The organism is Bradyrhizobium sp. LA2.1, from assembly GCF_040547725.1.
GTDB lineage: Bacteria > Pseudomonadota > Alphaproteobacteria > Rhizobiales > Xanthobacteraceae > Bradyrhizobium > Bradyrhizobium barranii.
In genome coordinates this window covers 1-24,232 of sequence record NZ_JBEPQI010000034.1, presented here as the reverse complement: position 1 = coordinate 24,232, position 24,232 = coordinate 1, and the positions used below count along the sequence as shown (strand labels likewise).

At 64.3% G+C, this 24,232-nt stretch carries 24 protein-coding genes; 14 read left to right on the top strand and 10 right to left on the bottom strand.

The genetic code is table 11. The features are described 5' to 3' along the window. The first annotated feature begins 86 nt into the window (after positions 1 to 86). Positions 87 to 386: a hypothetical protein gene (locus ABIB95_RS41620; protein ID WP_028153513.1), complete on the top strand. Its 300-nt coding sequence runs from the start codon at positions 87 to 89 to the stop codon at positions 384 to 386. Between the two features lie 282 nt (positions 387 to 668). Further along, positions 669 to 1,067: a hypothetical protein gene (locus ABIB95_RS41615; RefSeq protein WP_354218397.1), complete on the top strand. Its 399-nt coding sequence runs from the start codon at positions 669 to 671 to the stop codon at positions 1,065 to 1,067. A 219-nt stretch (positions 1,068 to 1,286) separates the two neighbouring features. Here the strand turns inward: ABIB95_RS41615 and ABIB95_RS41610 are convergent, their stop codons facing one another. After that, entirely contained in the window at positions 1,287 to 2,324 is a 1,038-nt protein-coding gene (locus ABIB95_RS41610; protein ID WP_354248470.1) for a glycosyltransferase family 4 protein, read from the bottom strand. A gap of 126 nt (positions 2,325 to 2,450) precedes the next feature. Here ABIB95_RS41610 and galE point away from each other — a divergent pair, with 126 nt between their 5' ends. From galE to ABIB95_RS41595, 3 genes are all read left to right on the top strand, one after another. Further along, positions 2,451 to 3,464, top strand: a complete 1,014-nt coding sequence (gene galE, locus ABIB95_RS41605; protein WP_028153516.1) for a UDP-glucose 4-epimerase GalE — start codon at positions 2,451 to 2,453, stop codon at positions 3,462 to 3,464. A 118-nt stretch (positions 3,465 to 3,582) separates the two neighbouring features. Then, positions 3,583 to 5,385, top strand: coding sequence for an ABC transporter ATP-binding protein (locus tag ABIB95_RS41600; RefSeq protein WP_354124014.1), 1,803 nt, complete (start codon positions 3,583 to 3,585; stop codon positions 5,383 to 5,385). A gap of 38 nt (positions 5,386 to 5,423) precedes the next feature. Then, positions 5,424 to 6,125, top strand: a complete 702-nt coding sequence (locus ABIB95_RS41595; RefSeq protein WP_071912070.1) for a fumarylacetoacetate hydrolase family protein — start codon at positions 5,424 to 5,426, stop codon at positions 6,123 to 6,125. A 56-nt stretch (positions 6,126 to 6,181) separates the two neighbouring features. Here ABIB95_RS41595 and ABIB95_RS41590 read toward each other — a convergent pair whose 3' ends face one another. Then, complete coding sequence (locus ABIB95_RS41590) at positions 6,182 to 6,640, bottom strand: YybH family protein (RefSeq protein ID WP_354248468.1); 459 nt, start codon at positions 6,638 to 6,640, stop codon at positions 6,182 to 6,184. A 131-nt stretch (positions 6,641 to 6,771) separates the two neighbouring features. Between ABIB95_RS41590 and ABIB95_RS41585 the strand changes: the two genes are divergently transcribed. Together ABIB95_RS41585 and ABIB95_RS41580 are read left to right on the top strand one after the other, a co-directional pair. Next, positions 6,772 to 7,584: an amino acid kinase family protein gene (locus tag ABIB95_RS41585; RefSeq protein WP_071912068.1), complete on the top strand. Its 813-nt coding sequence runs from the start codon at positions 6,772 to 6,774 to the stop codon at positions 7,582 to 7,584. Between the two features lie 13 nt (positions 7,585 to 7,597). Continuing rightward, positions 7,598 to 8,425 carry an amino acid kinase family protein gene (locus ABIB95_RS41580; protein ID WP_354248466.1) on the top strand — a complete coding sequence of 276 codons (828 nt, stop codon included), beginning with the start codon at positions 7,598 to 7,600 and terminating at the stop codon, positions 8,423 to 8,425. Positions 8,426 to 8,489: 64 nt separating this feature from the next. Here the strand turns inward: ABIB95_RS41580 and ABIB95_RS41575 are convergent, their stop codons facing one another. After that, the gene (locus ABIB95_RS41575) at positions 8,490 to 9,419 is read right to left on the bottom strand and encodes an aspartyl/asparaginyl beta-hydroxylase domain-containing protein (protein ID WP_259256747.1); all 930 of its coding nucleotides are present in this window, start codon (positions 9,417 to 9,419) and stop codon (positions 8,490 to 8,492) included. A gap of 233 nt (positions 9,420 to 9,652) precedes the next feature. Here ABIB95_RS41575 and ABIB95_RS41570 point away from each other — a divergent pair, with 233 nt between their 5' ends. Further along, complete coding sequence (locus ABIB95_RS41570) at positions 9,653 to 10,279, top strand: hypothetical protein (protein ID WP_354248463.1); 627 nt, start codon at positions 9,653 to 9,655, stop codon at positions 10,277 to 10,279. A gap of 21 nt (positions 10,280 to 10,300) precedes the next feature. Here ABIB95_RS41570 and ABIB95_RS41565 read toward each other — a convergent pair whose 3' ends face one another. Both ABIB95_RS41565 and ABIB95_RS41560 read right to left on the bottom strand, forming a co-directional pair. After that, complete coding sequence (locus ABIB95_RS41565) at positions 10,301 to 10,456, bottom strand: hypothetical protein (RefSeq protein ID WP_354248461.1); 156 nt, start codon at positions 10,454 to 10,456, stop codon at positions 10,301 to 10,303. Between the two features lie 153 nt (positions 10,457 to 10,609). After that, the gene (locus ABIB95_RS41560) at positions 10,610 to 11,533 is read right to left on the bottom strand and encodes a LysR family transcriptional regulator (RefSeq protein ID WP_166099557.1); all 924 of its coding nucleotides are present in this window, start codon (positions 11,531 to 11,533) and stop codon (positions 10,610 to 10,612) included. Positions 11,534 to 11,752: 219 nt separating this feature from the next. Here ABIB95_RS41560 and ABIB95_RS41555 point away from each other — a divergent pair, with 219 nt between their 5' ends. The 3 genes from ABIB95_RS41555 to ABIB95_RS41545 are packed head-to-tail and all read left to right on the top strand — an operon-like array spanning position 11,753 to position 13,983. Beyond that, entirely contained in the window at positions 11,753 to 12,457 is a 705-nt protein-coding gene (locus tag ABIB95_RS41555) for an SDR family NAD(P)-dependent oxidoreductase (protein ID WP_354248535.1), read from the top strand. 15 nt (positions 12,458 to 12,472) lie between these two features. Continuing rightward, on the top strand, positions 12,473 to 12,709 hold the full coding sequence (locus ABIB95_RS41550) for a tautomerase family protein (protein ID WP_063982190.1): 237 nt from the start codon (positions 12,473 to 12,475) through the stop codon (positions 12,707 to 12,709). A gap of 32 nt (positions 12,710 to 12,741) precedes the next feature. After that, entirely contained in the window at positions 12,742 to 13,983 is a 1,242-nt protein-coding gene (locus ABIB95_RS41545) for a YbfB/YjiJ family MFS transporter (RefSeq protein WP_354248459.1), read from the top strand. A 17-nt stretch (positions 13,984 to 14,000) separates the two neighbouring features. Here the strand turns inward: ABIB95_RS41545 and ABIB95_RS41540 are convergent, their stop codons facing one another. The 5 genes from ABIB95_RS41540 to ABIB95_RS41520 all read right to left on the bottom strand — a co-directional run bounded on the left by ABIB95_RS41540 (position 14,001) and on the right by ABIB95_RS41520 (position 20,262). Further along, a complete protein-coding gene (locus tag ABIB95_RS41540) occupies positions 14,001 to 15,467 on the bottom strand; it encodes a flavin-containing monooxygenase (protein ID WP_354248457.1) in 1,467 nt (488 codons plus the stop codon). A gap of 49 nt (positions 15,468 to 15,516) precedes the next feature. After that, entirely contained in the window at positions 15,517 to 15,936 is a 420-nt protein-coding gene (locus ABIB95_RS41535; protein WP_071912056.1) for a nuclear transport factor 2 family protein, read from the bottom strand. A gap of 163 nt (positions 15,937 to 16,099) precedes the next feature. Then, on the bottom strand, positions 16,100 to 17,521 hold the full coding sequence (gene ahcY / locus ABIB95_RS41530) for an adenosylhomocysteinase (protein ID WP_063982186.1): 1,422 nt from the start codon (positions 17,519 to 17,521) through the stop codon (positions 16,100 to 16,102). A gap of 126 nt (positions 17,522 to 17,647) precedes the next feature. Further along, positions 17,648 to 18,844 (bottom strand): methionine adenosyltransferase, encoded by a 1,197-nt coding sequence (metK, locus tag ABIB95_RS41525; RefSeq protein ID WP_166099577.1) that lies wholly within the window; start codon positions 18,842 to 18,844, stop codon positions 17,648 to 17,650. 62 nt (positions 18,845 to 18,906) lie between these two features. Beyond that, the gene (locus tag ABIB95_RS41520) at positions 18,907 to 20,262 is read right to left on the bottom strand and encodes a hypothetical protein (protein ID WP_028151997.1); all 1,356 of its coding nucleotides are present in this window, start codon (positions 20,260 to 20,262) and stop codon (positions 18,907 to 18,909) included. Between the two features lie 166 nt (positions 20,263 to 20,428). Here ABIB95_RS41520 and ABIB95_RS41515 point away from each other — a divergent pair, with 166 nt between their 5' ends. From ABIB95_RS41515 to ABIB95_RS41505, 3 genes are all read left to right on the top strand, one after another. Continuing rightward, positions 20,429 to 22,135, top strand: a complete 1,707-nt coding sequence (locus ABIB95_RS41515) for a caspase family protein (protein WP_354248453.1) — start codon at positions 20,429 to 20,431, stop codon at positions 22,133 to 22,135. Positions 22,136 to 22,451: 316 nt separating this feature from the next. Continuing rightward, positions 22,452 to 23,381 (top strand): DUF2167 domain-containing protein, encoded by a 930-nt coding sequence (locus tag ABIB95_RS41510; protein ID WP_354121767.1) that lies wholly within the window; start codon positions 22,452 to 22,454, stop codon positions 23,379 to 23,381. Beyond that, complete coding sequence (locus ABIB95_RS41505; RefSeq protein WP_354248451.1) at positions 23,378 to 24,106, top strand: site-2 protease family protein; 729 nt, start codon at positions 23,378 to 23,380, stop codon at positions 24,104 to 24,106. Before ABIB95_RS41510 ends, ABIB95_RS41505 begins: the two co-directional genes overlap by 4 nt. Positions 24,107 to 24,232: the final 126 nt, after the last annotated feature.

Genomic DNA, 24,232 nt, shown 5'->3' with positions numbered 1-24,232 from the left:
ATCGAGATTCGAACAAGAGGTTCGCTCCTCAAACGTCGCTCGATACATGCCTCTTGGACATTTTACACAGTTATGGAGGTAGCCCCATGCCGATCGTTCAATTCACTCGCTTCAAGACCGACAAGCCCGAGGAAATGATCAAGATCGTCAGGCAGGCGAAGAAAATCTTTGAGAAACACGGCGCCGAATTTCTTCGGCTCTCCCGCTTCCACACCGGCCAGTGGGCAGGAGAGTTGCTGGTTGCGACGCGCTATTCCAATTGGGAAGTTTACGGCAAAGTGCAGGAAGCCGTGGCAAACGACCCGGAGTTCGCGCAAGTGCAGGCTGACGGAATGAAGATTTCCCAACTACAGGGCCGCAACATCGCCGTTAGCATCGATCTCTAGCTGGGGCGCCGCCCCGCAGGCCACTCAAGCGCGGAGGCCGCCGGACAAATGCGGCGGCCTTTCCAGCTCTGACAGATCGCACTCGTCATCGCGCTACGCTGCGCTTTGCCTCAAGCAGACGAGCGCTCTGCAGAGCCTATTGACTTAGATCAACAACAGCTTCGCCAGTTCGCCGCACCCAAATACTGCTCAAGACCGATACGAAGGGGCGCGTCTTGCTGCGCCCCCATCGGCGTCGAAGAGGCTGATTTGGCAGTATTGACCATTTAGTCGGAGAGTTTCATGAGGACCTTCAATCCTTTGGTGACGCTGGCACTTCTCGTGACGCAATCGGCATCGATACAGGCTGCGGATTTGAACGGAGCTTGGACAATCGACGCCTCGGCCTGTGGCCAAATATTCACCAAAGAGAACAACAGGCTTGCCTTCAAGAAAGATGCTGATCTCCACGCCGGCGGTTTAATCGTCCAGGGAAGGCAAGTAACCGGCACATTTGAAAAATGCACGGTCAAATCGTTGCGCGATGACGGGCCGAATATGCGAATAATCGCGTCGTGCTCGGACGGCGTCGCGATTTCAGACGTCGCATTCGACCTGACATTCTCCGGAGAGAATAATATCACACTCAGCTCCAAGGAGCCGGTGCCAGTGCAAATGCCGTATGTGCGCTGCCCAATGTGAAGTCGACCGCGACGGTTTGAAGGAACCTGGATGGATGATCCGGGTATCGCAACTGCGGCCGATGATGACATCGTGCCGCTGTTTTGCCCGACGTGTCAAACGGCCTCGTAAAATCCGCAACGCATCGCACCGGCCGTCAACCCGTTGATTCCGCTGGCACCGGCTACTTTGCATGGGGTTGTTTTCGAGATTTTTGTTTGCGGTCGCGAAAGCGGCAGTTCAGAGCAGCGGACGATAAACGTCGCCGATCCGCGCCGCTTCGGCATCGAGGCTGAACTTCGCCAGCACCCGTGCCCGCCCCCGCGCGCCCATGGCGAGCGCGGCGTCCGGGTCGCGCATCAGCGGTTCGAGCGCGGCGGCCAACGCATCAGCGTCACCAGTCGGGATCAGCACACCTGTCGAGCCGTCCTCGACCACTAGCGCGGCCGCACCGGCGCGCGCGGCGACGAGCGCGCTGCCGGCCGCCATCGCCTCGATCAGCGTCAAACCAAAACCTTCGTTGCGCGAGGTGAAGGCGTAGATCGTCAGCCGCTGATACCAGCGCTGCACCGCTTCGATCGGCAGTTCACCGGTGATGACGATGCGCGACTGCAGGCCGGCGGCCTCGATCCGCTTCTTCAGATCGTTCGCAAAGGGAGTCTGCTCAGGCGTGACCTGTCCGACGATGATTGCAGTGAAGTCAGGATAGCGCGGCAGCAGGCGACACATCGCATCGACGAACACATCGGTGCCCTTCTGCGCGCGCACGCGACCGAAGCAGCCGATCGCGTAGCGGCCCGGCAGCGCGGCTTCCGCGAAGGCAGCGGCGCGATCTGGCGGCGGCGCATAGACATTAGTGTCAACGCCATGCGGGATCACCGTCGCCTTCACCTTCAGGAACGAGGCCGAGATGTCTGAAGTCGCGATGATCGCGTCCATGCGCCGGATCAGCCAGCGCGTGATCCAGCTGTGATGCCGCTGTGCGGCCGACGTGAACACGAGTTTCAATGGCCAGCCGAGCGCGCGCAGGAGCACGCCCGCGATCATCTCGTTGTTGCGCCGCGCGTGCCAGATCAATGGCGTCTTGCGGCCCCATAGCCTGAGGAAATCGGCAGCGCTCAGTCGCGAAATCCCCTCCGGCGCGTCCGAGCCGAACCACGCCGCGCGATAGAGCTTTGCCAGCCGTGGCGCCACCATCCGGTTGGTCGCGGTGACCCCGGAATAGCGCCTGTGCAGATTTGGCACGATCACTTCGAGATCGCCGGGGGAATTCGCCACGTCATGCTCCGTTACGGAAGCCCCCTATACGCAACATTAAGCATAGTGACCAGTTCAGGCCTGCCGAAACCCCCTCTTCACCGCGCAAACGTTAACGTGGCGCGTTGATCGAAGACGGGTGAGATCATGACTGTGCTAGTCACCGGCGGCGCCGGCTATATCGGAAGTCACACGGTCCTGGCGCTGGCGGAAGCCGGCGAGGACGTCGTCGTGATCGACGATCTCTCGACCGGTTTCTCGGCCTATCTGCCCGAGGGCGTGCCGCTGTTCATTGGCGACGCCGGCGACGAGAACCTGGTCGAAGGCGTGATCGCCCAGCACAACATCGAGAGCATCATCCATTTCGCGGGCTCCGTCGTCGTGCCGGAGTCGATGCGCGATCCGCTCGGCTACTACCGCAACAACTTCATGACCGCGCGCAACCTGCTCAACGTCGCCGTCAAGCGCGGCATCAGCCGTTTCATCTTCTCCTCGACCGCAGCGGTCTACGGCAATCCGGACCTGGTACCGGTGCCGGAGCACGCGCCGACGCGGCCGCTGTCGCCCTACGGCTCGTCGAAGCTGATGACCGAGATCATGCTGCACGACGTCGCCGCCGCTTACGGCATGCAATACGTGACCTTGCGCTATTTCAACGTCGCCGGTGCCGATCCGCAGGCGCGCATCGGGCTGGCCACCGTCGGCGCCACGCATCTGCTCAAGATCGCGGTCGAGGCCGCGACCGGCCAGCGCGCCAAGATCGACGTGTTCGGCACCGACTATCCGACCCAGGACGGCAGCTGCATCCGCGACTTCATCCACGTCTCGGACCTCTCGCAGGCCCATCGCTCGGCACTCGCTTACCTGCGCAATGGCGGCGCCTCGACGACGCTCAATTGCGGCTATGGCCGCGGCTATTCGGTGCTGGAAACCATCGACGCGGTGCGCCGGGTTTCGGGGCGCAGCTTCGCCGTGCAATACGCCCCGCGCCGGCCCGGCGACATCATGACCATGGTCGCCGACACCAGCCGCATCCGCGGCCTGCTCGACTGGAAGCCGCAATACGACGACCTCGAGACCATCGCGGCCCACGCGCTGGCCTGGGAAGACAAGCTGTTCCGCGAGCGCCATGGCGAGCTCCGCCACGCCGTCTCGGCCTAGATTCCATCCCAGCGCAAGCCCTTAATTGGGCTTGAAAAGCGCGGCTTTAGCGGGCACAGAGGCCCTTCGATCCCTGACGCGCGGGCAGGCTTTTCCTTGCCCCGTCAATGGACACCGGATGGCTCAGTTTCCAAAGAAAATCACCGACGATCCCTATACGGCGGCAATCCTGATTCGCCGCCTGGTCACGGAACAGGGGATCATCTACTGGCGGCGTTACCTCGTCGCCTTCGCGCTGATGGCGCTTGCCGCCGGATCGACCGCGGGCGCGACCTACGTGCTCGGCCAGGTCATCAACCAGGCCTATGTCGACAAGAACATCCCGGGCATCGCGATGTTCTCGGGCATCACGGTGATCCTGCTGTTCATCAAGGGCGTGGCGACCTACGGCCACATGGTGATCCTGACCAAGATCTCCAACGCGATCCTCGCCACCAACCAGCGCCAGCTGTTCGCCAAGCTGATGCGCGAGAGCGTCGGCTTCTTCTCCGAACGGCATTCGTCTGAATTCCTGGCGCGGCTGACCGCCGGCGCCAAATCCATCACCGACGTGCTCAACATGCTGGTCAACGCCGTCGGGCGCGACCTCATGATGCTGCTCGCGATGATCGGCGTGATGGTGTGGCAGGACCCGGTGATGTCGTTCATCGGCCTCGTCGTGGTGCCGCCGGCAATGCTGGTGCTGCGCAAGCTGGTCAAGCGCATCAAGGGCCTCGCCTTCAACCAGTTCACCGGCACCGCCGACATTTTGGAGACGATGCAGGAATCGCTCCAGGGCATCCGCACGGTGAAGGCATTCACGCTCGAAGACACCATGCAGAAGCGCATCGACGAGAACATCGCGATCGTCGAGCGCAACGCCAACAAGATGGCCCGCGTCGCCAACCGCTCCAACCCGCTGATGGAGATGCTCGGCGGCTTCGCGGTCGCCGGCTGCCTGCTCTACGGCGGCTACAGCGTGGTCGCGCTCAACGCCACGCCCGGCGCGTTCTTCTCCTTCATGACCGCGTTCCTGATGGCAACCGAGCCGGCCAAGCGGCTGGCGCGGCTCAACATCGACCTCAACAGCCAGCTGGTCGGCGCCCGCATGCTGCTCGAGGTCGTCGACAGCCCGGCGAGCGAACATTCCGACGACGACAAGCCGGCGCTGAAGCTGTCCGAAGCGAAGATCGAGCTGCGCGACGTCAGCTTCTCTTACCGGACCGGCGAGACCGTCCTCAACCGCATGTCCTTCGTTGCCGAGCCCGGAAAAGTCACCGCGCTGGTCGGCCCCTCCGGCGGCGGCAAATCGACCGTGCTGGGGCTGCTGCTGCGCTTCTACGAGGTGACGCAAGGCGACATCGTGATCGACGGTCAGTCGATCGGCGCGATCTCGCGCAAATCGCTGCGCGCGCAGACCGCCTATGTCGGCCAGGACGTCTATCTCTTCCGCGACACCATCCGCAGCAACATCGCCTTCGGCAAACCCGGCGCGAGCGAAGAGCAAATCATTGATGCCGCGAAAGCCGCCTGCGCGCATGATTTCATCATGAGCTTCCCGCTCGGCTACGACACGCCGGTCGGCGAGCACGGCACGCAGCTCTCCGGCGGCCAGCGCCAGCGCATCGCGGTGGCGCGCGCGCTGATCAAGAACGCGCCGATCATCCTGCTCGATGAAGCCACCGCCGCGCTCGATTCCGAGTCCGAGCGGCAGGTGCAGGAGGCGATCGAGCATCTCTGTCAGAACCGCACCACCATCGTGATCGCGCACCGCCTGCACACCATCATGCACGCCGATGCGATCCTGGTGGTCGAGGGCGGCGAGATCGTCGAACAGGGCCGGCACGACGAATTGCTCCGCCGCTCCGGTCGCTACGCCTCGTTCTTCCGCCTGCAACATCACGACGCCGGCGCTCTGGCGCCGATCAGCGCAACCGCATAGAGTTTCCTTCACCCCACCAAGAGCAGCGAGACCGCTCCATGAACGCCGCCTCCTACGTCATTCCGCTTCCGCCCCAGGCTTCGCTTCCCGTCGTCGGGGAGAGCGGCCGTTACCCGGTGCGCCGCATCTGGTGCGTTGGCCGCAACTACCTCGAGCACATCCGCGAGATGGGCAACGACGAGCGCGCCCCGCCGTTCTTCTTCGCCAAGCACGCCGACATGCTGGTGCCCGACGGCGCCACCATTCCCTATCCGCCGCTGACCAAGGATCTGCATCACGAGGTCGAGCTGATCGTCGCGATGAAGAGCGGCGGCCTCAACATCCCCGCCGACAAGGCGCTCGACCATGTCTACGGCTATGCCGTCGGCATCGACCTCACCCGCCGCGACCTCCAGATCGCCTCGCGCAAGAAGGAGCGTCCGTGGGAGATCGGCAAGTCGTTCGACGGCTCGGCCCCCTGCTCCGCAGTGCAGCCGGCCTCGAAGATCGGCCATCCCGCCAAAGGCAAGATCTGGCTGACGGTCAACGGCAAGGAAGCCCAGAAGGGCGATCTCACCGAGCTGATCTGGAACGTGCCCGAGATCATCTGGCAGCTCTCCCAGCAGGTGAAGCTCGCCGCCGGCGACATCATCATGACGGGCACGCCCGCCGGCGTGTCGCAGCTCCAGCCCGGCGACAAGCTCGAATGCGGCGTCGACGGCGTCGGCACGCTGAAGGTGAGCATCGGCCAGCCGGAATAGGCTGAACGACATCTGGAAATCGAAAGGCCCCGGACATGTCCGGGGCCTTTTGCATTCTACCAGGCCTTCACCGGCCGATTGGCGTGGCTTGCCTGCGGCACACCGCGATTGAGCGACATGTGCGAATGCACGCACAGCCAGCTGTCGCCATTTTTTGAAAACACCATCGTCGCCCGACCCGGCCGCGGAAACGCGCTGCCATTGGGATGATAGCCCGTGCTCGTCCACGGCGCGACCACCGTCGCCATCGTGCCGTCGGGGGATGCCAGAATGGAGACCTGCTCGAGCACGAAGCGGAAGTCGGTCGTCCTCGGCCAGACGTTGTTCCATTGGGACGAAACCCATTGGTCGAGGCCCGGGATGACATCGTTATGCGTGCCGAAGGCCAGCACGTCCGGGTGGAAGAGCGGCCGCGCCGAGGCGTAGTCGACCTCGCGGACATAGCCTGAGAAGGTATCCAACCACTCGCGGAAGAATTGCACGATCTCGGTGTTCGCAAGTGGCAACGGGGCCATTGCCTGCTCCATGTTTGGCCGCTAAATCGCGGCGACCTTGTTGCCATGGACTGAAGTGTGCGGCAAGATTCGCGGTCGAGGCTGAAGGGTCCGCCGCAGAGACTGCATCAGAAAACGAGAGGATGTCTCGGATGTCGAACACGATCACGGAGCTCGAGGGCCTGCTGATGCAGCGCTCGCTCACCGACCCACAGCTTGTGGCCGCAGCGGAGAAGGCAGCGGACTTCCGCATCCTCCCCGAGGCAACTGTCATCAAGATCGGCGGCCAGAGCATGATCGATCGCGGCCGTGCCGCGGTCTATCCAATCGTCGAGGAGATCGTCGCCGCCCGCAAGGCCCACAAGCTCCTGATCGGCACCGGTGCCGGTACCCGTGCGCGGCATCTGTATTCGATCGCGGCCGGGCTCCGCCTGCCCGCCGGCGTGCTGTCGCAGCTCGGCGCTTCCGTCGCCGACCAGAACGCCGCGATGCTCGGGCAGCTGCTGGCCAAGCACGGTATCTCCGCCGTCTCCAGCGCCGGGCTGTCGTCCGTGCCGCTGTTCCTCGCCGAGGTGAGTGCGGTGATCTTCAGCGGCATGCCGCCCTATAGCCTTTGGATGCGGCCCGCGGCCGAGGGCGTGATTCCGCCCTACCGGACCGACGCCGGATGCTTCCTCGTCGCCGAGCAGTTCGGCTGCAAGGCGATGATCTATGTGAAGGACGAGAACGGCCTCTACACCGCGAACCCCAAGACGTCGAAGAACGCGACCTTCATCCCGAAGATCTCGGTGGCGGAGATGAAGGCCAAGGGCCTGCAGGATTCGATCCTCGAATTCCCGGTGCTCGATCTCCTCACCTCGGCGCGCCATGTCCGGCAGGTGCAGATCATCAACGGCCTCGTCCCCGGAAATCTCACCCGCGCGCTCGCGGGCGAGCATGTCGGCACCATCATCACCGCGAGCTGAAGAGAGCACCGTCATGGCTGATACCAACCAGATCAAGCACGTCGCCTCGCCGCTCGCGCGCCAGACTCTGCTCGACAGCGATCTCACCCGTCCCGTCGCCGGCAACCGTCCGATCAAGCTGCTGCCCTGGCTGCAGGTCATCAAGATCGGCGGCCGCATCATGGACCGCGGTCACGAAGCGATCCTCCCGCTCGTCGACGAGCTGCGGTCGCTCTTGCCGGAGCATCGCCTGCTCATCCTGACCGGCGCCGGCATCCGCGCCCGCCATCTCTACAGCGTCGGCCTCGATCTCGGCCTTCCCGTGGGTTCGCTCGCACCGCTCGCCGCCAGCGAGGCCGGCCAGAACGGCCACATCCTGGCAAGCCTGCTCGCACCGGAGGGTGTCTCCTATGTCGAGCACCCGACCATCGCGAGCCAGCTCGCCATTCACCTCCAGGCGGCGCGCGCTGTCGTCGGCAGCGCGTTCCCGCCCTACCACCATCATGAATTCCCGACCGCGCGCATCCCGCTGCATCGGGCCGATACCGGCGCCTTCCTGCTCGCCGACGCGCTCGGTGCGGCGGGCCTCACGATCGTTGAAGACGTCGATGGCGTCTACACAACCGATCCCAATGGCGCGGATGGCAAGAAGGCCGAGCTGCTGAAAGAGACGAGCTTTGCCGATCTTGCGAAGCTGAAGGGCACACTGCCGTTCGATCCCGCGCTGCTCGAGGTGATGGCCAACGCACGACACATCGCGCGCGTGCAGGTCGTCAACGGTCTCGTGCCGGGTCGGATCAGCGCGGCGCTGCGCGGCCAGCATGTGGGGTCGATCATCAATACCGGCGCCAAGCCGGTGTGAGGCCGCAGCAACGTCCGCAAAAACAAACCCCGGAGCGTTGCTCCGGGGTTTTTCGTTGGGCGGATTAGCGCAGCGCCGACATTACGATGAGGCCGAGGATCAGCGCCGTCAGCGAATATTTCAGCGTGTAGTAGACGTTGCGGTTCCACTCCTTGACCTTGCGGCTGCCGAGATGGATCTCATAGAGCTTGCCGAACACCTTGTTGAGCACGCCAACGCTCTCGCCGTCCACGTTCTGGGTCGCCGACGCCTTGACGATGTGATGGCTGACCCAGCGGTTGATCGCGGTCATGAAGCCGTACTTCATCGGGCGCTCGACGTCGCAGAACAGGATGATGCGGTTGACGTCGGTCGCATTCTCCGCGCTGTGGATGAAGGTCTCGTCGAACATGAAGGCCTCGCCGTCGCGCCAGACGCATTCGACGCCGTCGACGAGGATGCGGCACTTGTTCGAGTTCGGCGTGACGAGGCCGAGGTGATAGCGCAGCGAGCCGGCGAACGGATCGCGGTGCGCGCCAAGCTTGCCGCCCGGCGGCAGCATCGCGAACATCGCGCCATGCACGCTCGGGATCGACTTGAGTAGCTCCACCGTCTTCGGGCACAGCGTGTTCGCCGACGGCAGAAAGTCGTCATACCATTTCAGGTAAAACCGCTTCCAGCCGCTCTTGAAGAACGAGTAGAAGCCCCAATCGTTGTTCTTCGCAGCGGCCCGAATGAAGCCTTCGTCGAACAGGCGCACTGCCTCGTCGCGAATGGTCTCCCAATTCTCGCTGAGCGGCTTCAGCTCCGGAAACTGCTCGACCGGGATCACCGGCTTGTTCGGCACGGCCGAGCCCGCATACATCAGCACGTTGTAGGGCGCGAGATAGGTCGAGTGATCGCCGAGCTGGCGGGCGAAGCGCAGTCGCTGCTTGCCGCGGAAGTGAACGTAAATGGTCGAAGCCGCGAGCACATAGAGAATGACAAGTTGCGGCGCAAAAAGCTGCTTCAGCATTTCCCCAAATCCCGAGTGACCCAGCCGGGGACGTCATCTACTCCGACCCGGCCCGAGCTGCAAGATATTGGCGTGCATCCTGAGGCTGTTCCGCAGGTTGTGATTGGGACGTCCCGAGCCGTTCCGCGCACAATTTGAAATCGTAGCCGACCCGTCGCCAATCCCCGCGTTGCGGTCGGTTTGCGGCGTGCTATCCTGGTTCCAGGGTTGGAAAATCGGGGTGCGTCTTGGGGATGTGGCGGTCGTTGGCGGGCTCCGCGCTCGCGCTGGTTCTGCTTGGAATATTCGCACCCGTGAACGGCCAAGGCACTTCGCCGTCACCCCAAGGCGGCAAGCCTCCGGATCCGGAGCTGCGCGGCCAGTGGCTACGGGTCGGGCAGACATTCGCCTGCAAGGTCGAAGCCGGTAAGCGCATCACCCCGCCCGATCCCGACGTGCTTAGCTTTGCCTGCCAGCGCATGGGCGCGCTCGGCGTCGGCATCTCGGAGGCCTCGCTCAAGGCCGTGCTCGGCGAGCCACACCGCAAGCTGCCGCAACCGAACAACGCGACGGCCTATGTCTACTTCCTCGGCAAGACCGGCGAGTTTCCCTATCTTGCCGCCATCGTGAAAGCGAACCGCACCGTCGCACTCCAGATCAGCGGCGAGGCACCGGTCGCCGCCTACAGCTTCAACCGGGTCAATCTGGGCGACAGCACCGACAAACTGATGGCGCAGTTCGGCGGCCCATTCCACGTCGGGCCGAGCGGGCTGGAGAAGACCGAGCTCTGGACTTACGAGCCATGGCCCTTCTCATTCGAGGTGAGGCAGGACCGCGTCACCTCGATCCGGATCAGCGATCCGACCGTCGGGGCAAAGTAGGTTCGATTGCGCGCGTGCCGCTCAGACCCGCGACAGCGCCTGGAGACCCTTGAAGGTCAGGCGCTTCGGGTCGGTGACGCCGGCGAGATAGAGCCGACGGATGAAGGCGCTGACGGCGTCGCGGTCGCAATCGGTCAGCGCGACGACGGCGTCGACCGCAATCTTCTGGGCTTCCATTGGGCTCACCTCGGCCTTGCGAGTAACCCCGGCCGAGACAGGCTAGGACTCACCGGTTAATCCGGCGTTAACCGTTCGGGCAGCATGGCCGATTCAGGCGAGTGGCCGTATACGCAAAACAACGCATTGGCAGTCGCTGTGCGGCCGCAATGTCTAGCGTGCACCGAGGCTCTTCTTGAGCTGCGCAAAGTGCTTCTTCAGCCGGGGCACGGCGAAGTCGGTGAAGGCCCGTACCTTCGGCACCGCGAGCCGGCCCTGCGGGCAGATCAGATGCGCGGGCATCTCCGGATCCTCATCGTCGGCCAGCACGATCTCGAGCTCGCCGCGCGCGACCTGCTCGGCCACCTGGTACGAATACATCCGCGCCACGCCGCGCCCGGCGACCGCGGACGCCACCGCCGCATAGGTGCTGTTGACGACGAGCCGCGGCGTGAACTGGACTGTCCTGGCTGCCGATGAGCCGGCCGGTGGCGCAAAGGTCCAGGAATTGGGAAGGTGCGCCATCGCCACGATCTGGTGCTTGGCGAGATCGCCGGGTTCAGCGATGCGCGGGTGCTGCTTCAGGTAGCGTGGCGCTGCGACGACGACGCGGCTGATCTCGCCGACCCGCATCGCCACCATCGCCGAATCCGCGAGAGGCCCGATGCGAAGCGCGATGTCGACGCCCTCCTCGATCAGATTGACCGAACGGTCGAACAGCAGGAGCTTTGCCGACACCGTCGGATAGGCATCGAGAAATGCATCGAGGATCGGCCGCAGCACCATCTCGCCCGAGACCACCGGCGCCGTGATCGCGAGCAGGCCGCGGGGCGCCGTGCGCGGTCCGGCCACGATGTCGTCGGCCTCCTCCAGCTCGGTGAGCACGCGACGGCAGATCGCAACATAGCGCTCGCCCTCCTCGCTCAGCTTGATCGATCGCGTCGTCCGGTGCAGCAGCTCGGCGCCGACCCGCTCCTCCAGGAAGGCGATGGCGCGGCTGACCGCCGCCGGCGAGCGGCCGAGCTTGCGTCCTGCGGCGGCCAAGCTGCCCTCGTCCACCGCAAGGACGAACACCTTCATCGCATCCAGACGATCCATGCCTACCCGTCGCCCCATCAAATTCCAGTGACAAGCTAGGCGCTCGCCCCCGCCGCGACAACCGCCGCCAAAGGCCGGTCCGGCATTCGTTCGCACCACGTAACAGTGTCTGCCGGACAACGTGTATTCGCAGCCGGGCCGCCGCGGCGTACCTCAGTACGCGAGCCAGCCGCTGCTGGCGCAGGTTCTGAAAGCCAACAACAGGAGTCAGCCACGGGTATCGAGCAGAAGGTCGCCATCATCACCGGTGCATCGCAGGGCATCGGCGCCGCCCTGGTCCAGGGTTTTCGCGATCGCAACTATCGCGTCGTCGCAACGGCGCGGTCCATCAAGCCGTCGGGCGACGATGACATCCTCGCCGTTCCCGGCGATATCGCCGACCGGGCCACCGCGGAACGCGTGGTCTCGGAGGCCGTCGCGCGCTTCGGCCGCGTCGACACGCTGGTCAACAATGCCGGCATCTTCGTCGCAAAGCCGTTCACGCAGTACACGGCCGAGGACTATGCGGCGGTGATGGGCACCAACGTTGCGGGCTTTTTCCACATCACGCAGCTCGCCATTGCGGAGATGGAGAAGCAGGGTTCGGGTCACGTCGTCCAGATCACGACCACCCTGGCCGATCAGGCCAATTCGAACGTGCCGTCGGTGCTGGCCTCGCTGAGCAAGGGCGGGTTGAACGCCGCGACCAAGTCGCTCGCGATCGAATACGCCAGGCGCGGCATCCGCGTGAACGCGGTGGCGCCCGGCATCATCAAGTCGCCGATGCATCCCGTTGCGACGCATGCCCAGCTCGGCGCGCTGCATCCGGTCGGCCACATGGGTGAGATGTCCGACATCGTTGGCGCCGTGCTCTATCTCGAGCAGGCAAGCTTCGTCACCGGCGAGATCCTGCACGTCGACGGCGGCCAGAGCGCCGGCCACTGAGCGCGGAGAAACACCATGCCGATCGTCACCATTCAAGTGACCCGCGAAGGAACGACGCCGGGAGCGGCGTCGCTCACGGCGGAGGAGAAGGCCGCGCTGATCAAGGGATCGAGCCAGTTGCTGCTCGACGTGCTCGGCAAGCCGCTCGAGTCCACCTTCGTCGTGATCGAGGAAGTCGACACCGACAATTGGGGCTGGGGCGGCCTGCCCGTGCAGGACTTCCGGCGCCGCCGCGCCGCAAAGACAGGATGATCCGCGCGCCACTGTGTGCGCAGGAGGATGACATGACCGAACTCAATGCAAACACTGGGCACCACGCCCGGCCGCATCAGCGGCCGGGATCGGAATCGCAATCGACTTCGCGGCAGGCTTGGCGGTACGCCGTGGCGGGATTGTCCGCATCACTGGTCGGGCTTGGCCTCGCCCGCTTTTCCTACACGCCGCTGATCCCGGCGCTGATCGCCGCAAAGTGGTTCAGCGCATCCGACGTCGTTTATCTCGGCGCTGCCAACCTCGCCGGTTATCTCGCCGGCGCGCTCGCGGCACGCGCCCTGGCCAATCGCATCGGCGCAGTCCGCGCGCTGCGGGCGATGATGCTGCTTGCCACCCTCTCATTCTTCGCAAGCTCTAGTCCGGTGTCGTTCACCTGGTTTTTCGCCTGGCGCTTTCTGTCGGGCCTCACCGGCGGAATCATCATGGTGCTGGCGGCCTCCGTCATTCTGCCGCACGTATCGGCCGCGAGGCGCGGCATCGTCGGCGGCGTGATCTTTGCCGGCGTCGGCCTTGGCGTCGCTGCATCGGGCACGCTGGTGCCGCTGCTCTTGCAACAGGGCTTGCAGCAGAGCTGGTATGGCCTCGGCGTGCTCTCCGCCGTGCTCACGCTCGCGAGCTGGTGGAACTGGCCCGCGGAGGCCAGGAGCGATGCCGCGCCTTCGCATCACGCGAAGTCCCATCAGACCTCGCCCGCCGTCCGCGCGCTTCTGGTCCAGTATGGCCTCAACGCGGTGGCGCTGGTGCCGCACATGGTCTTCATCGTCGACTTCGTGGCGCGTGGCCTCGGCCAGGGCATTGCGGCAGGCTCGCGCTACTGGGTGCTGTACGGTCTCGGCGCCATCGTCGGCCCGCTCGTTACCGGCCATCTCGGTGACCGCTCGGGATTCGGACCGGCCTTGCGCGCCGCGTTCCTGATCGAGGCGGCCGCCGTGCTGCTACCTACCGTCAGCACCGCGCCGGTTTCGCTGATCGTATCGAGCGTGGTGGTCGGCGGCTTCACGCCCGGCATCGTGCCGCTGGTGCTCGGGCGCATCCACGAGCTCGTGCCGCACTCGACCGAGCAGCAGCGCGCGACATGGAGCCACGCCACAACCAGCTTTGCGCTGTTCCAGGCGGCGGCAGCCTACGGCTTCTCCTGGATCTACGCGCAGACGGGCGGCGACTATCTGGTCCTGTTCGGACTTGGCGGCGCCGCCGTGGTGCTCGCGCTTGCGATCGATCTTGGGCTCGCGCTCACCACGCGCAAGGCATAAAGCAGGTGGCGGCGTGATCAGGAATACTGCATCACGCCGTCGTCGAGCCGGCCGAATCGCAACGTGACGATGTCGAGCGCGTAGTTCTGGTACAGCCGCCATGGCTGCTTCGAGCCCTGCTTTGGCATCTTCGCGACCGAGCGCTGCACATAGCCCGAGGTGAAATCGAGCGACGGCTGCGCGGTGATTTCAGGGTCGTCATTGTGCGGCATGCACTGACGGAAATTGTGCCGGTCCATGTAGTTGATGAGCCGGCAGACATATTCGCAGGTGAGATCGCATTTCAGCGTCCAGGACGCGTTGGTATAGCCGAAGGCCGACGCCATGTTCGGCACGTCGGCGTACATCATGCCCTTGTAGGTCAGCGTGCTGGCGAAATCGACGGCGCGGCCGTCGACGCTGATTTCGAGACCGCCGACGATCTGGAGCACCAGCCCCGTCGCGGTGACGATGATGTCGGCCGCAAGCTCGCCGCCATCCTTCAGGCGAATGCCGTCGCGCGTAAACGTGTCGATCTCGTTAGTGACGACGGCGGCGCGCTGCTCGCGGATCGCCTTGAACAGATCGCCGTCGGGCACGAGGCAGAGCCGCTGGTCCCAGGGATTGTAGCGCGGCGTGAAATGGGTCGCGACGTCGTAGTCGGGGCCGAGCGCCATCTGCACGCCCTTGAGCACCAGCTCCTTGACCTTGGCAGGCCGGCGCCGGCTGAGCTGGAAGAAGAACATCCCCCACATCACGTTGCGCCAGCGTATAACATGATAGGCAAGCCGCGTCGGTAGATTGCGGCGCAATTTGTTGGCGACGGGGTCCTGCGCCGGGCGCGACACCACATAGGTCGGCGAGCGCTGGAGCATGGTGACCTGCGCCGCCTTCTTGGCGAGCTCCGGCACCAACGTCACTGCGGTTGCGCCCGAGCCGATCACGACGACGCGTTTTCCCGCGTAGTCGATGTCCTCTGTCCATTTCTGCGGATGCACGATGCGGCCGGCGAAATCCGCCACGCCCGCGAACTCCGGCGTATAGCCCGCCTCGTATTTGTAATAGCCCGAGCACATGAACAGGAAATTGCAGGTGAAGCGCACGAGCTCGGTTGCGCCCTCGCCCGTAATGCGCTCGGCCTCGACGGTCCAGCGCGCGTCCGGCGTCGACCACGCCGCGCGCTTGACGCGATGACGGAAGCGGATGTGCTTCTCGATGCCGTTCTCGGCCGCAGTCTCGCGCACATAGTCGAGGATCTGCGGGCCATCGGCGATCGCCTTCGGATCAGTCCACGGCTTGAAGGAATAGCCGAGCGTGAACATGTCGCTGTCGGAGCGGACGCCGGGATAGCGGAACAAGTCCCAGGTGCCGCCGATACAGTCGCGCCCTTCCAGAATAACGTAGCTCTTGCCCGGGCACTTGCCCTGAAGATGATAGCCCGCGCCGATGCCGGACAGGCCGGCACCGACGATCAGGACGTCGAAATGTTCTGCGGCTTTGGCCATGGCGTTCTCCCCGGCACAGGATGGGCGACGCCGTGCCGAATTGCAACCGTCAGGCGGTGGCAGCGCCGTAGACAAGGGCTGTGTCGAAATACTCGTAGAATTCCACTGCCTTGCCATCCTTGAAACGCCAGAAATCGACCTTCGGGGTCTCAGCGATCTTCCCGGTCCTTTTGTTGGTCCAGGCACATGAGCCGCGCGCGAAAACAGCGTCGCCCTGCGCGACGTATTCATTCATGGTGTAGTACTGCATGCTCCAGTCAGCCAGCAGACCGTCGAAATAGCCACGAAGCTGCGCGCGGTCGTCATAACACTTGGCAAAGGGCACCGCCGGAGCCCCCTGCGGAAGCGAGTCGAACTTGATCTGCGGGCCGATGACGCTGTCGAACCAATAGTCGACGCTCCCGCCTTTGCTGTCGTTCCACCGACGATAGGCTTCTTTGAGCAACTGAACGTTGGCTTCGCTGGACATCGCATTCCCTCCATATGCATTTGACAATGAACGTGGGAAACGCGGCCACCCGCTTCAGAAGTGGCGGGCTTGTTTTGGCTCTACCTCCGAGCGTAGCACAATGAGTCTACAAAAAAAGGCCCCGGATCGCTCCGGGGCCTTCGTGTCGCAGCTGGATGCGATCTCAGTAGCGGTAGTGGTCCGACTTGTACGGACCTTCCTGCTTCACGCCGATGTAGTCGGCCTGGTCCTTGCGCAGCTCGGTGAGCTTGACGCCGATCTTGGCGAGGTGGAGACGCGCGACCTTCTCGTCCAGCGACTTCGGCAGCACGTAGACTTCCTTCTTGTACTTGCCGTCCTTGTTGTTGGCGAAAAGCTCGATCTGCGCCAGCGTCTGGTTGGTGAAGGAGGCCGACATCACGAAGGACGGATGGCCCATCGCGTTGCCGAGGTTCACGAGGCGGCCTTCCGACAGCATGATGATGCGGTGCTTGTCGGGGAATTCGATCTCGTCGACCTGCGGCTTGATGTTGGTCCACTTCAGGTTACGCAGACCCGCGATCTGGATCTCGTTGTCGAAGTGGCCGATGTTGCAGACGATGGCGCGATCCTTCATCGCGCGCATGTGCTCGATCGTGATGATGTCCTTGTTGCCGGTCGCGGTGACGAAGATGTCGGCGCGGGGCGCGGCGTCTTCCATGGTCACGACCTCGTAGCCTTCCATCGCGGCCTGGAGCGCGCAGATCGGATCGACTTCGGAGACCATCACGCGGCAGCCGGCCTGGCGCAGCGACGCGGCCGAGCCCTTGCCGACATCGCCGAAGCCCGCGACCATCGCGACCTTGCCCGACATCATCACGTCGGTGCCGCGACGGATGCCGTCGACCAGCGATTCACGGCAGCCATAGAGGTTGTCGAACTTCGACTTGGTGACGCTGTCGTTGACGTTGATCGCCGGCCACAGCAGCGTGCCGGCCTTCTGCATGTCATAGAGACGATGCACGCCCGTGGTGGTCTCTTCGGAAACGCCCTTGATGCTCTTGGCGATCTCGGCGAAGTAGCCCTTCGGCTTCTCCTTGAGCTGCTTCTTCAGGAGCGCGAAGAAGACTTCCTCTTCCTCGGAGCCGGGCTTGTCGAGGAACGCGGTGTCGCCGTTCTCGGCGCGCAGACCGAGATGGACGTACATGGTGGCATCGCCGCCGTCATCGAGGATCATGTTCGGGTGACCGCCGCCGTGCCAGTCGAACAGTTTTGCGGTGTAGTCCCAGTATTCGGCGAGCGTCTCGCCCTTGACCGCGAAGACGGGAATGCCGGCGGCCGCGATCGCCGCGGCGGCGTGGTCCTGCGTCGAATAGATGTTGCAGGAGACCCAGCGAATGTCGGCGCCGAGGGCTGCCAGCGTCTCGATCAGCACGCCGGTCTGGATCGTCATGTGCAGCGAGCCGGCGATGCGCGCGCCCTTCAGCGGCTGCTTCGGGCCGAACTCCTCGCGGGTGGCCATCAGGCCGGGCATCTCGGTCTCGGCCAGCGAGAGTTCCTTGCGGCCGAAGTCGGCGAGCGAAATGTCCTTGACGATGTAGTCGGTGAAGCCGGGCTTCGCATTCATAGCGGAGGTCCTGTTGTTGAATTGGTCGTTCCGGGTCGCCTTAGAAAGGCGAACCCGGAATCTCGACATGATGGATAAGGATCCCGGGTCCGCCGCTGTCGCGGCGCCCCGGAACGACGTTGGTGATCAGAGCGCGCGCTTGAGCGCTTCGACCAAGTCGGTCTTCTCCCAGGAGAAGCCGCCCTCGTTGTCGGGCGTGCGGCCGAAATGGCCGTAGGCCGAGGTGCGCGCGTAGATCGGGCGGTTGAGGTCGAGATGGCTGCGGATGCCGCGCGGGGTGAGATCCATCGCCTTGGCGGCGGCCATCTCGAGCTGGTCCTCCGACACCTTACCGGTGCCGTGGGTGTCGATGTAGATCGACAGCGGACGCGCGACGCCGATGGCGTAGGCGAGCTGGAGGGTGCAGCGATCGGCGAGACCGGCCGCGACGATGTTCTTGGCGACGTAGCGCGCCGCGTAAGCCGCCGAACGGTCGACCTTGGTCGGATCCTTGCCGGAGAACGCACCGCCGCCATGCGGGGCTGCGCCACCATAGGTGTCGACGATGATCTTGCGGCCGGTCAGGCCGGAATCGCCGTCCGGACCGCCGATGTAGAACTTGCCGGTCGGATTGATGTGCCAGATGGTCTTCGGCGTGATCCAGTCCTTCGGCAGCGCCTCGCGGACATAGGGCTCGACGATGTCGCGGATCTGCTTCGACGAGATGTCCTCGACCAGATGCTGGTGCGACACGACGATCTCGCGCACGCCGACCGGCTTGCCGTTCTCGTACTGCACGGTGACCTGGCTCTTGGAGTCCGGACCCAGCACCTTCTCGCGGCCGGAGTGACGCGCTTCCGAGATGAGGCGCAGGATCTTGTGGGCATAGAAGATCGGCGCCGGCATCAGATCAGGCGTCTCGTTGGTGGCGTAACCGAACATGATGCCCTGGTCGCCTGCGCCCTCTTCCTTGACCTCGCCCGGCTGCAGCGCATCGACGCCCTGCGCGATGTCGGCCGACTGCGGATGCAGCAGGATTTCGATGTCGGCCTTCTCCCAGTGGAAGCCGTCCTGCTCGTAGCCGATGTCCTTGATCGCGGCGCGCACGACGCCTTCGATCTGCTCGTTGGTGACGGATGCGGGACCTCGGGTCTCGCCGGCGATCACCACCTTGTTGGTGGTCGCGAGCGTCTCGCAGGCCGCACGGATCTGCCACGGATCGATGCCGGCTTTCGGCCCTTCGCGGTAGAACAGATCGACGATTTCATCGGAGATCCGGTCACAGACCTTGTCGGGATGACCCTCGGACACGGATTCGCTGGTGAAGAGATAGGACGCGCGCATCAGTAACCCCTTGTTCCGCCGTTAACCTGGCGGGCGTTTGCGATGTTTAACCTTGGATTATGTCAATCACGCCGTCGCGAGATGACGTAGGACTCGTCGAGAAACCAGAGCCCGTTGTACTTCCGCAGCACGTCCCGGGCGGCATCCAGAGTGCGGCCGTTTTGAGTCATTTCTGTCAATCGGTCGTCCTCGATCTGCGCCACATACACCGCCGCATTCCACGCTGCAAAGGCCGTCGAGGTTCCGATGGTACCCGTCACCTCGTTGGGCAGCGCTTCCATATCATACCTGAAGATCGAACGGTTGTCCGCATAAGCATTAAAATTTAGGTCCCGGCCCAACGACCCAAGCTCGTACTTCACGGCGCGCAATAGCTCATGACGGCTGACCGCGAAAGGATTTTCTCCAGGCCAGATCGCCTGGATCATTTCCATGCCGGGATCGTGACCATGGGAGTGGATTCCAATCAGCCGCCCGCCCGGCCGAAGCGCCCGCGCCAGCGGTGCAATGATCCGCTTTGCCCGGAAATTGACCGAGGACAGGGCGCGGTAGGGCTGGGATGCAATGACCAGGTCGAAATTGGCCTCGGTCTGGCCCGGCCGCGGAATGGTCGAATCCAGCAGGAACCTTTGGTCCTCGCGGTACAGCACCAGGACGACGGGCCGTTCGTAGAGCGGCATGGCCGTGCGTGGGCTGATGGCGGCGCGCCAGTTCTGCTCCAGGAACGGCCTCAACTCGGCGATCTGCTGCTCGAACTCGCCCGACGAGGCGCCCCGTAGCGGAACCTCGTGCCAGACGGTGGCCGCCGCCGCCGCGGGCGATGCCGGCGTGAGCCAGGGCGCCTCGGAGTAGAACATGTTGGTGAAGACGAACACCGACGCCGGATGCTCGAAAATGCGGTCCGGGACCCTCTCCAGCGTCAGCCGGAGGTCCTCGAGGCTGAGCTCCTTGCCGGCGACGTAGAACGGCATGTGCGGGTAGCGCTGGTGCGTTGCGCGCAGCACCCGGGCCAGCACCGTGCCGTCGCCGACCCCCGCGTCGAAGATACGCAGCGCCGGCGGGCGCGGATGGATGCTGGCGAGCTCCAGCGCCACGCGCTCGGCGACCACCCGCTTCTCGCTGCAGGTATGGACGAATAGCAGGTATTTTTGCCGGTTCTCGAAGAAGCGGAAATTACCGCGCGGATCGCGTTTTTCCGGCGGCACCTGGAGCCCCCGCGGCGGCGGCAGGCCGCCAGTCGTCGATGCGGCGATATAGGCCTGGATCCGCTCCAGCGTGTCGATCGTGATGCGCTTTCCCTCGCGCAGGCGATGGACCAGCTTCCCATCGTTCACCGCGCGCCGGCCAAACGTCGATTCCGCCATGTCCGCCTTGCGGCAGAACTCGGTGATTTGGCTGAGGATTTCGTCGTTTTTCATGAGTGGGAAAGCGGTGGGCAGAACTGTTGGGACCAGCGTCGTAGCAAAATCTGCCCACTGAGGGAATACCCTCTCTTGGCTTTACCCCACGTCCAATGACGAGCGCGTGAACCCCGGCGCACCGCCGGGCAACAAACAAGCGCTTCTCCTTCAAGGGACCATCGCCATGCGCCGCCTGCTCGTCGCGCTCTGCCTGCTCACGGCAAACATGTGGGCCGCGCCCGCCTTGGCGCAGGCGCGCAGCCAGCTCGGGCCGCTCTGCACCACCGACACCACGCCGCCAGACCAGATGATCGACGCCTGCAACAAGATCGTGGCGCTGAAGGTGTTCAAAGGCGAGCAGCTCGCGACGATCTATTTCTGGCGCGCGGTGGGCTGGAACAAGAAGGGTGACTATTCGAAGGTCATCGCTGACACCACCGAGGCGATCCGGCTACAGCCGAGCCAGGCGGTCTACAATCTCAGGGGATCGGCCTATTACGACAAGGGCGACTACGACATCGCGATCGCCGATTTCGACGACGCGCTGAAGCTCGGCCCGCCTGATGGCACCATCTTCCACAATCGCGGCAACGCCTGGCGCGGCAAGGGCGACTACGCCAAGGCCATTGCCGATTACGATGCCACGATCAAGCTGCAGCCGAAATCGACGTTCTCGTTCCAGAACCGCGGCATCGCGAAGGAGGCGCTCGGCGATCTCGACGGCGCACTTGCCGACATCAACCAGGCGATCCGGCTCGACCCGACACTGCCGCAGCCGCTGATCAATCGCACCGCGATCTGGCGCGTGCGGGGCGATCTCGATCGCGCCATTGCCGACGGCAGCGAGGCGATCCGGCTTGCGAAAGAAAAACCGCCCGTCAACATCATGACGCCGCCGAACAGCGTGCTGATCTCCGGCTATATCCACCGCGCGCTGGCCTATGAGGCGAAGGGCGACTACGCCCATGCGCGCGACGACTACAAGGCGACGCTGGCGATCGTGGCGTCCGATGCCGGCAGCAAGGCCAACCAGGCGACCGCCAAGGTGCGGCTGTCGCTGGTGACGGATGCGCTCACCCCCATCCCGCGCGATGCGCCGTCACCGGTGACGCAGCCGGCCCCGCAGCAAACGGGCGCGGCGCCTGCGCCCTCGCCTGCCCCGGCGACGCCTGGCAAGCGCCTGGCACTGGTGATCGGCAATGGCGCCTACGCGCATGTGAAAGCGCTGCCCAATCCGGCCAACGATGCGCGCGCCGTCGCCAGGAGCCTGCGCGACATCGGCTTCACGGTGTCGGAGGGCATCGATCTCGACCGCGCAGCGATGCAGAGAGTGACGCGCGACTTCCTGCGCGAGGCGGCGCGGGCACAGGTCGCGTTGGTGTACTATGCCGGCCACGGCGTGCAGGTCGACGGCCGCAACTATCTCATCCCCGTCGACGTCGAGCTCAAGCCCGGCGCGGGCATGACGGAGGCGATGATCGACATGGACACGATCATGGCCGGCCTCGACGACCAGGTCCGCACCAACATTTTGATCTTCGATGCCTGCCGCAACAATCCGATGGCGCAGCAGGTCGCAGCCGCCGGCACCAACCGAGGCATCGAGGGCGCTTCGGGCCTCGCAGCGCCAACGAGCCTGGGCGCCGGTGCAACGCTGGGCGCGGGCACGCTGATCGCGTTCGCCACCGCGCCGGGCCAGGTCGCGCTCGACGGCGAAGGCGCCAACTCGCCGTTCTCCGCCGCCCTCTCCCGCCATCTCGGCACGCCGGGGCTGGAGGTGCAACAGATGCTGACGCGCGTGCGGGCGGAAGTGGTCTCGAGCACGAAGAACAAGCAGGTGCCGTGGTCGAACTCGTCGCTGCTGGGCGAGGTCTATCTGGCGGAGAAGTGAGGGCGCGTGAGCGCACTGGTTTTCAAGGGTGCGACGCTGCCCGCCACTCACTCGGTGTCGTCGCCCGGCTCGACCGGGCGATCCAGTAATCCGAGACACCAGTGATTCACCGAGAAGCCGCAGCGTACTGGATTCCCCGCTTTCGCGGGGAATGACAGTGAGAGGACAAAGCATCTGCCATCGCCCCGACGCGCCAAATTTGCAACAACCCGCGAGATAGTCGACCGCAACCTATGGCTGCTCTATTTTGTCGCATATCGTTATCCTACAGTGCCGGCAACACCGGGTATCGGTGCACTGATCGCTGGGGAATCTTGTGAGAAAATTCATCGCCGCTGTCGGCATCATTCTGTCCGTCATATTCGGGGCACAGCCCGGCCTCTCGCAAAACGCTCCGTCCAGCGAGGCAGCGCGCAAAGCGGAGCTGGCCGCCGCATGGCAGGCGGCCGGCAATGCGGGCACGGCCGGCCCCGCCGACATTCCCCTGATCGACCAGGCGACGCTGAAAATCCCGGCCGGCGACTTCTTCGTGCCGAAGGCCGAAGCGGCGCGGGTGATGCGCGCGCTCGGCAACACGGTTCACGAAACGAATTTTGTTGGCCTCGTGCTCGGCACCCGTCAGAACGACCGCTGGCTGGTGGTGATCAACTATATCAAGGAAGGCTACATCAAGGATGATGCCGCCAAGGACTGGAACGCCGACGACCTCCTGAAGAACCTGAAGGAAGGTGTCGAAGAGTCCAACAAGGACCGCGCCGCCCGCGGATTTCCCGAGATGGAGGTGATCGGCTGGATCGAGCCGCCGAAATATGATGCCGTGGCGCATCGGCTGGTCTGGTCGATCCTCGGCAAGGACAAGGGCGCACCGGACGACGCGCGCAAGGACGTCAACTACAACACCTACGCTTTGGGGCGCGACGGGTATTTCAGCCTGAACCTGCTGTCGGACTCGAGCCGGATCGCAACAGACAAGGGGGCGGCGCACGAGCTGCTCGCCAACCTCTCCTATCAATCCGGTAAGCGTTACGAGGATTTCAGCGCCTCGACCGACCGCATCGCCGAATACGGACTGCTTGCGCTGGTCGGCGGCGTCGCCGCCAAGAAGCTCGGCCTGTTCGCCCTGGCGCTCGCCTTCGTGCTGAAATTCGCGAAAGTCATCATCTTCGGCCTCGCAGTGGCCGGTGCCGGCGTCATGAAATTCTTCCGCCGCAAGCCGCGCGACGATTCCGCCGGCGGCGCCGCATGAAGACGCTTTTCCTGCTGCTGTTCTCCGGACTGAAATGGGGAAAGCTCGCCACCAGCGGCGGCACCATGCTGCTGTCTCTGGCGGTCTACGCGACGATCTGGGGCTGGCGCTACGCCGCGGGCATCATCGCACTCTTGTTCGCGCACGAAATGGGGCACTACGTCGCCGCGCGGCAGCGCGGCCTCGACGTCGGCGCGCCCACCTTCATTCCATTCGTCGGTGCCTGGATCGCGCTCAAGGACAAGCCTGTCGATGTCGAGACGGAGGCCTATGTGGCGATCGCGGGCCCGGTGGTCGGAACAGCGGCGGCGCTCGCGGTCTATCTGTGGGCGAGATCGGAGGACAGCGCCCTCCTGCTCGCGATCTCCTATGCGGGGCTGTTCCTCAATCTCTTCAACCTGCTGCCGATCTCACCGCTCGATGGCGGCCGGGTGACGGCCGTCCTCGGCCCGCGAATCTGGTTCGTCGGCATGCCCATCCTGATTGCGGTCATGCTGTATCGGCCGAGCCCGATGCTGCTCATCGTGGCGATCCTGGCGGCCCCGCAGCTGATCAGCGCTTGGCGATACGATCCGCACGCGCCGGAGAACGTCGCCTATTACGGCGTGCCGCTCCAGACCAAGCTCGAATATGGCGGCGCCTATCTCGCGCTCGCAGCCCTGCTCGCGGTCATGACCTATGACGTGCACGAGATGCTGGGACCGATGATGCGGACGACGCCGTAGTCAAGCTCGCCGCGAGTTCGCCCCACCCCCAGCTGTCATCGCCCGGCTTGATGTTCAGCCCGGGGACATGACCGACGGGTGTTCGGGGACATAGCCGACACTTTTTCCGCTCGCCAAGTCGATGAT

Excerpts from the sequence above, each read along its gene's own strand:
- ABIB95_RS41615 (WP_354218397.1), top strand. The coding sequence starts at position 669 with ATGAGGACCTTCAATCCTTTGGTGACGCTGGCACTTCTCGTGACGCAA.
- ABIB95_RS41590 (WP_354248468.1), bottom strand. The coding sequence starts at position 6,640 with ATGGCCCCGTTGCCACTTGCGAACACCGAGATCGTGCAATTCTTCCGC.
- ABIB95_RS41620 (WP_028153513.1), top strand. The coding sequence starts at position 87 with ATGCCGATCGTTCAATTCACTCGCTTCAAGACCGACAAGCCCGAGGAA.
- ABIB95_RS41560 (WP_166099557.1), bottom strand. The coding sequence starts at position 11,533 with ATGGATCGTCTGGATGCGATGAAGGTGTTCGTCCTTGCGGTGGACGAG.
- ABIB95_RS41535 (WP_071912056.1), bottom strand. The coding sequence starts at position 15,936 with ATGTCCAGCGAAGCCAACGTTCAGTTGCTCAAAGAAGCCTATCGTCGG.
- ABIB95_RS41565 (WP_354248461.1), bottom strand. The coding sequence starts at position 10,456 with ATGGAAGCCCAGAAGATTGCGGTCGACGCCGTCGTCGCGCTGACCGAT.
- metK (WP_166099577.1), bottom strand. The coding sequence starts at position 18,844 with ATGCGCGCGTCCTATCTCTTCACCAGCGAATCCGTGTCCGAGGGTCAT.
- ABIB95_RS41550 (WP_063982190.1), top strand. The coding sequence starts at position 12,473 with ATGCCGATCGTCACCATTCAAGTGACCCGCGAAGGAACGACGCCGGGA.
- galE (WP_028153516.1), top strand. The coding sequence starts at position 2,451 with ATGACTGTGCTAGTCACCGGCGGCGCCGGCTATATCGGAAGTCACACG.
- ABIB95_RS41570 (WP_354248463.1), top strand. The coding sequence starts at position 9,653 with ATGTGGCGGTCGTTGGCGGGCTCCGCGCTCGCGCTGGTTCTGCTTGGA.
- ABIB95_RS41545 (WP_354248459.1), top strand. The coding sequence starts at position 12,742 with ATGACCGAACTCAATGCAAACACTGGGCACCACGCCCGGCCGCATCAG.
- ABIB95_RS41515 (WP_354248453.1), top strand. The coding sequence starts at position 20,429 with ATGCGCCGCCTGCTCGTCGCGCTCTGCCTGCTCACGGCAAACATGTGG.
- ABIB95_RS41540 (WP_354248457.1), bottom strand. The coding sequence starts at position 15,467 with ATGGCCAAAGCCGCAGAACATTTCGACGTCCTGATCGTCGGTGCCGGC.
- ABIB95_RS41520 (WP_028151997.1), bottom strand. The coding sequence starts at position 20,262 with ATGAAAAACGACGAAATCCTCAGCCAAATCACCGAGTTCTGCCGCAAG.
- ABIB95_RS41585 (WP_071912068.1), top strand. The coding sequence starts at position 6,772 with ATGTCGAACACGATCACGGAGCTCGAGGGCCTGCTGATGCAGCGCTCG.
- ABIB95_RS41595 (WP_071912070.1), top strand. The coding sequence starts at position 5,424 with ATGAACGCCGCCTCCTACGTCATTCCGCTTCCGCCCCAGGCTTCGCTT.
- ABIB95_RS41575 (WP_259256747.1), bottom strand. The coding sequence starts at position 9,419 with ATGCTGAAGCAGCTTTTTGCGCCGCAACTTGTCATTCTCTATGTGCTC.
- ABIB95_RS41600 (WP_354124014.1), top strand. The coding sequence starts at position 3,583 with ATGGCTCAGTTTCCAAAGAAAATCACCGACGATCCCTATACGGCGGCA.
- ABIB95_RS41580 (WP_354248466.1), top strand. The coding sequence starts at position 7,598 with ATGGCTGATACCAACCAGATCAAGCACGTCGCCTCGCCGCTCGCGCGC.
- ABIB95_RS41505 (WP_354248451.1), top strand. The coding sequence starts at position 23,378 with ATGAAGACGCTTTTCCTGCTGCTGTTCTCCGGACTGAAATGGGGAAAG.
- ahcY (WP_063982186.1), bottom strand. The coding sequence starts at position 17,521 with ATGAATGCGAAGCCCGGCTTCACCGACTACATCGTCAAGGACATTTCG.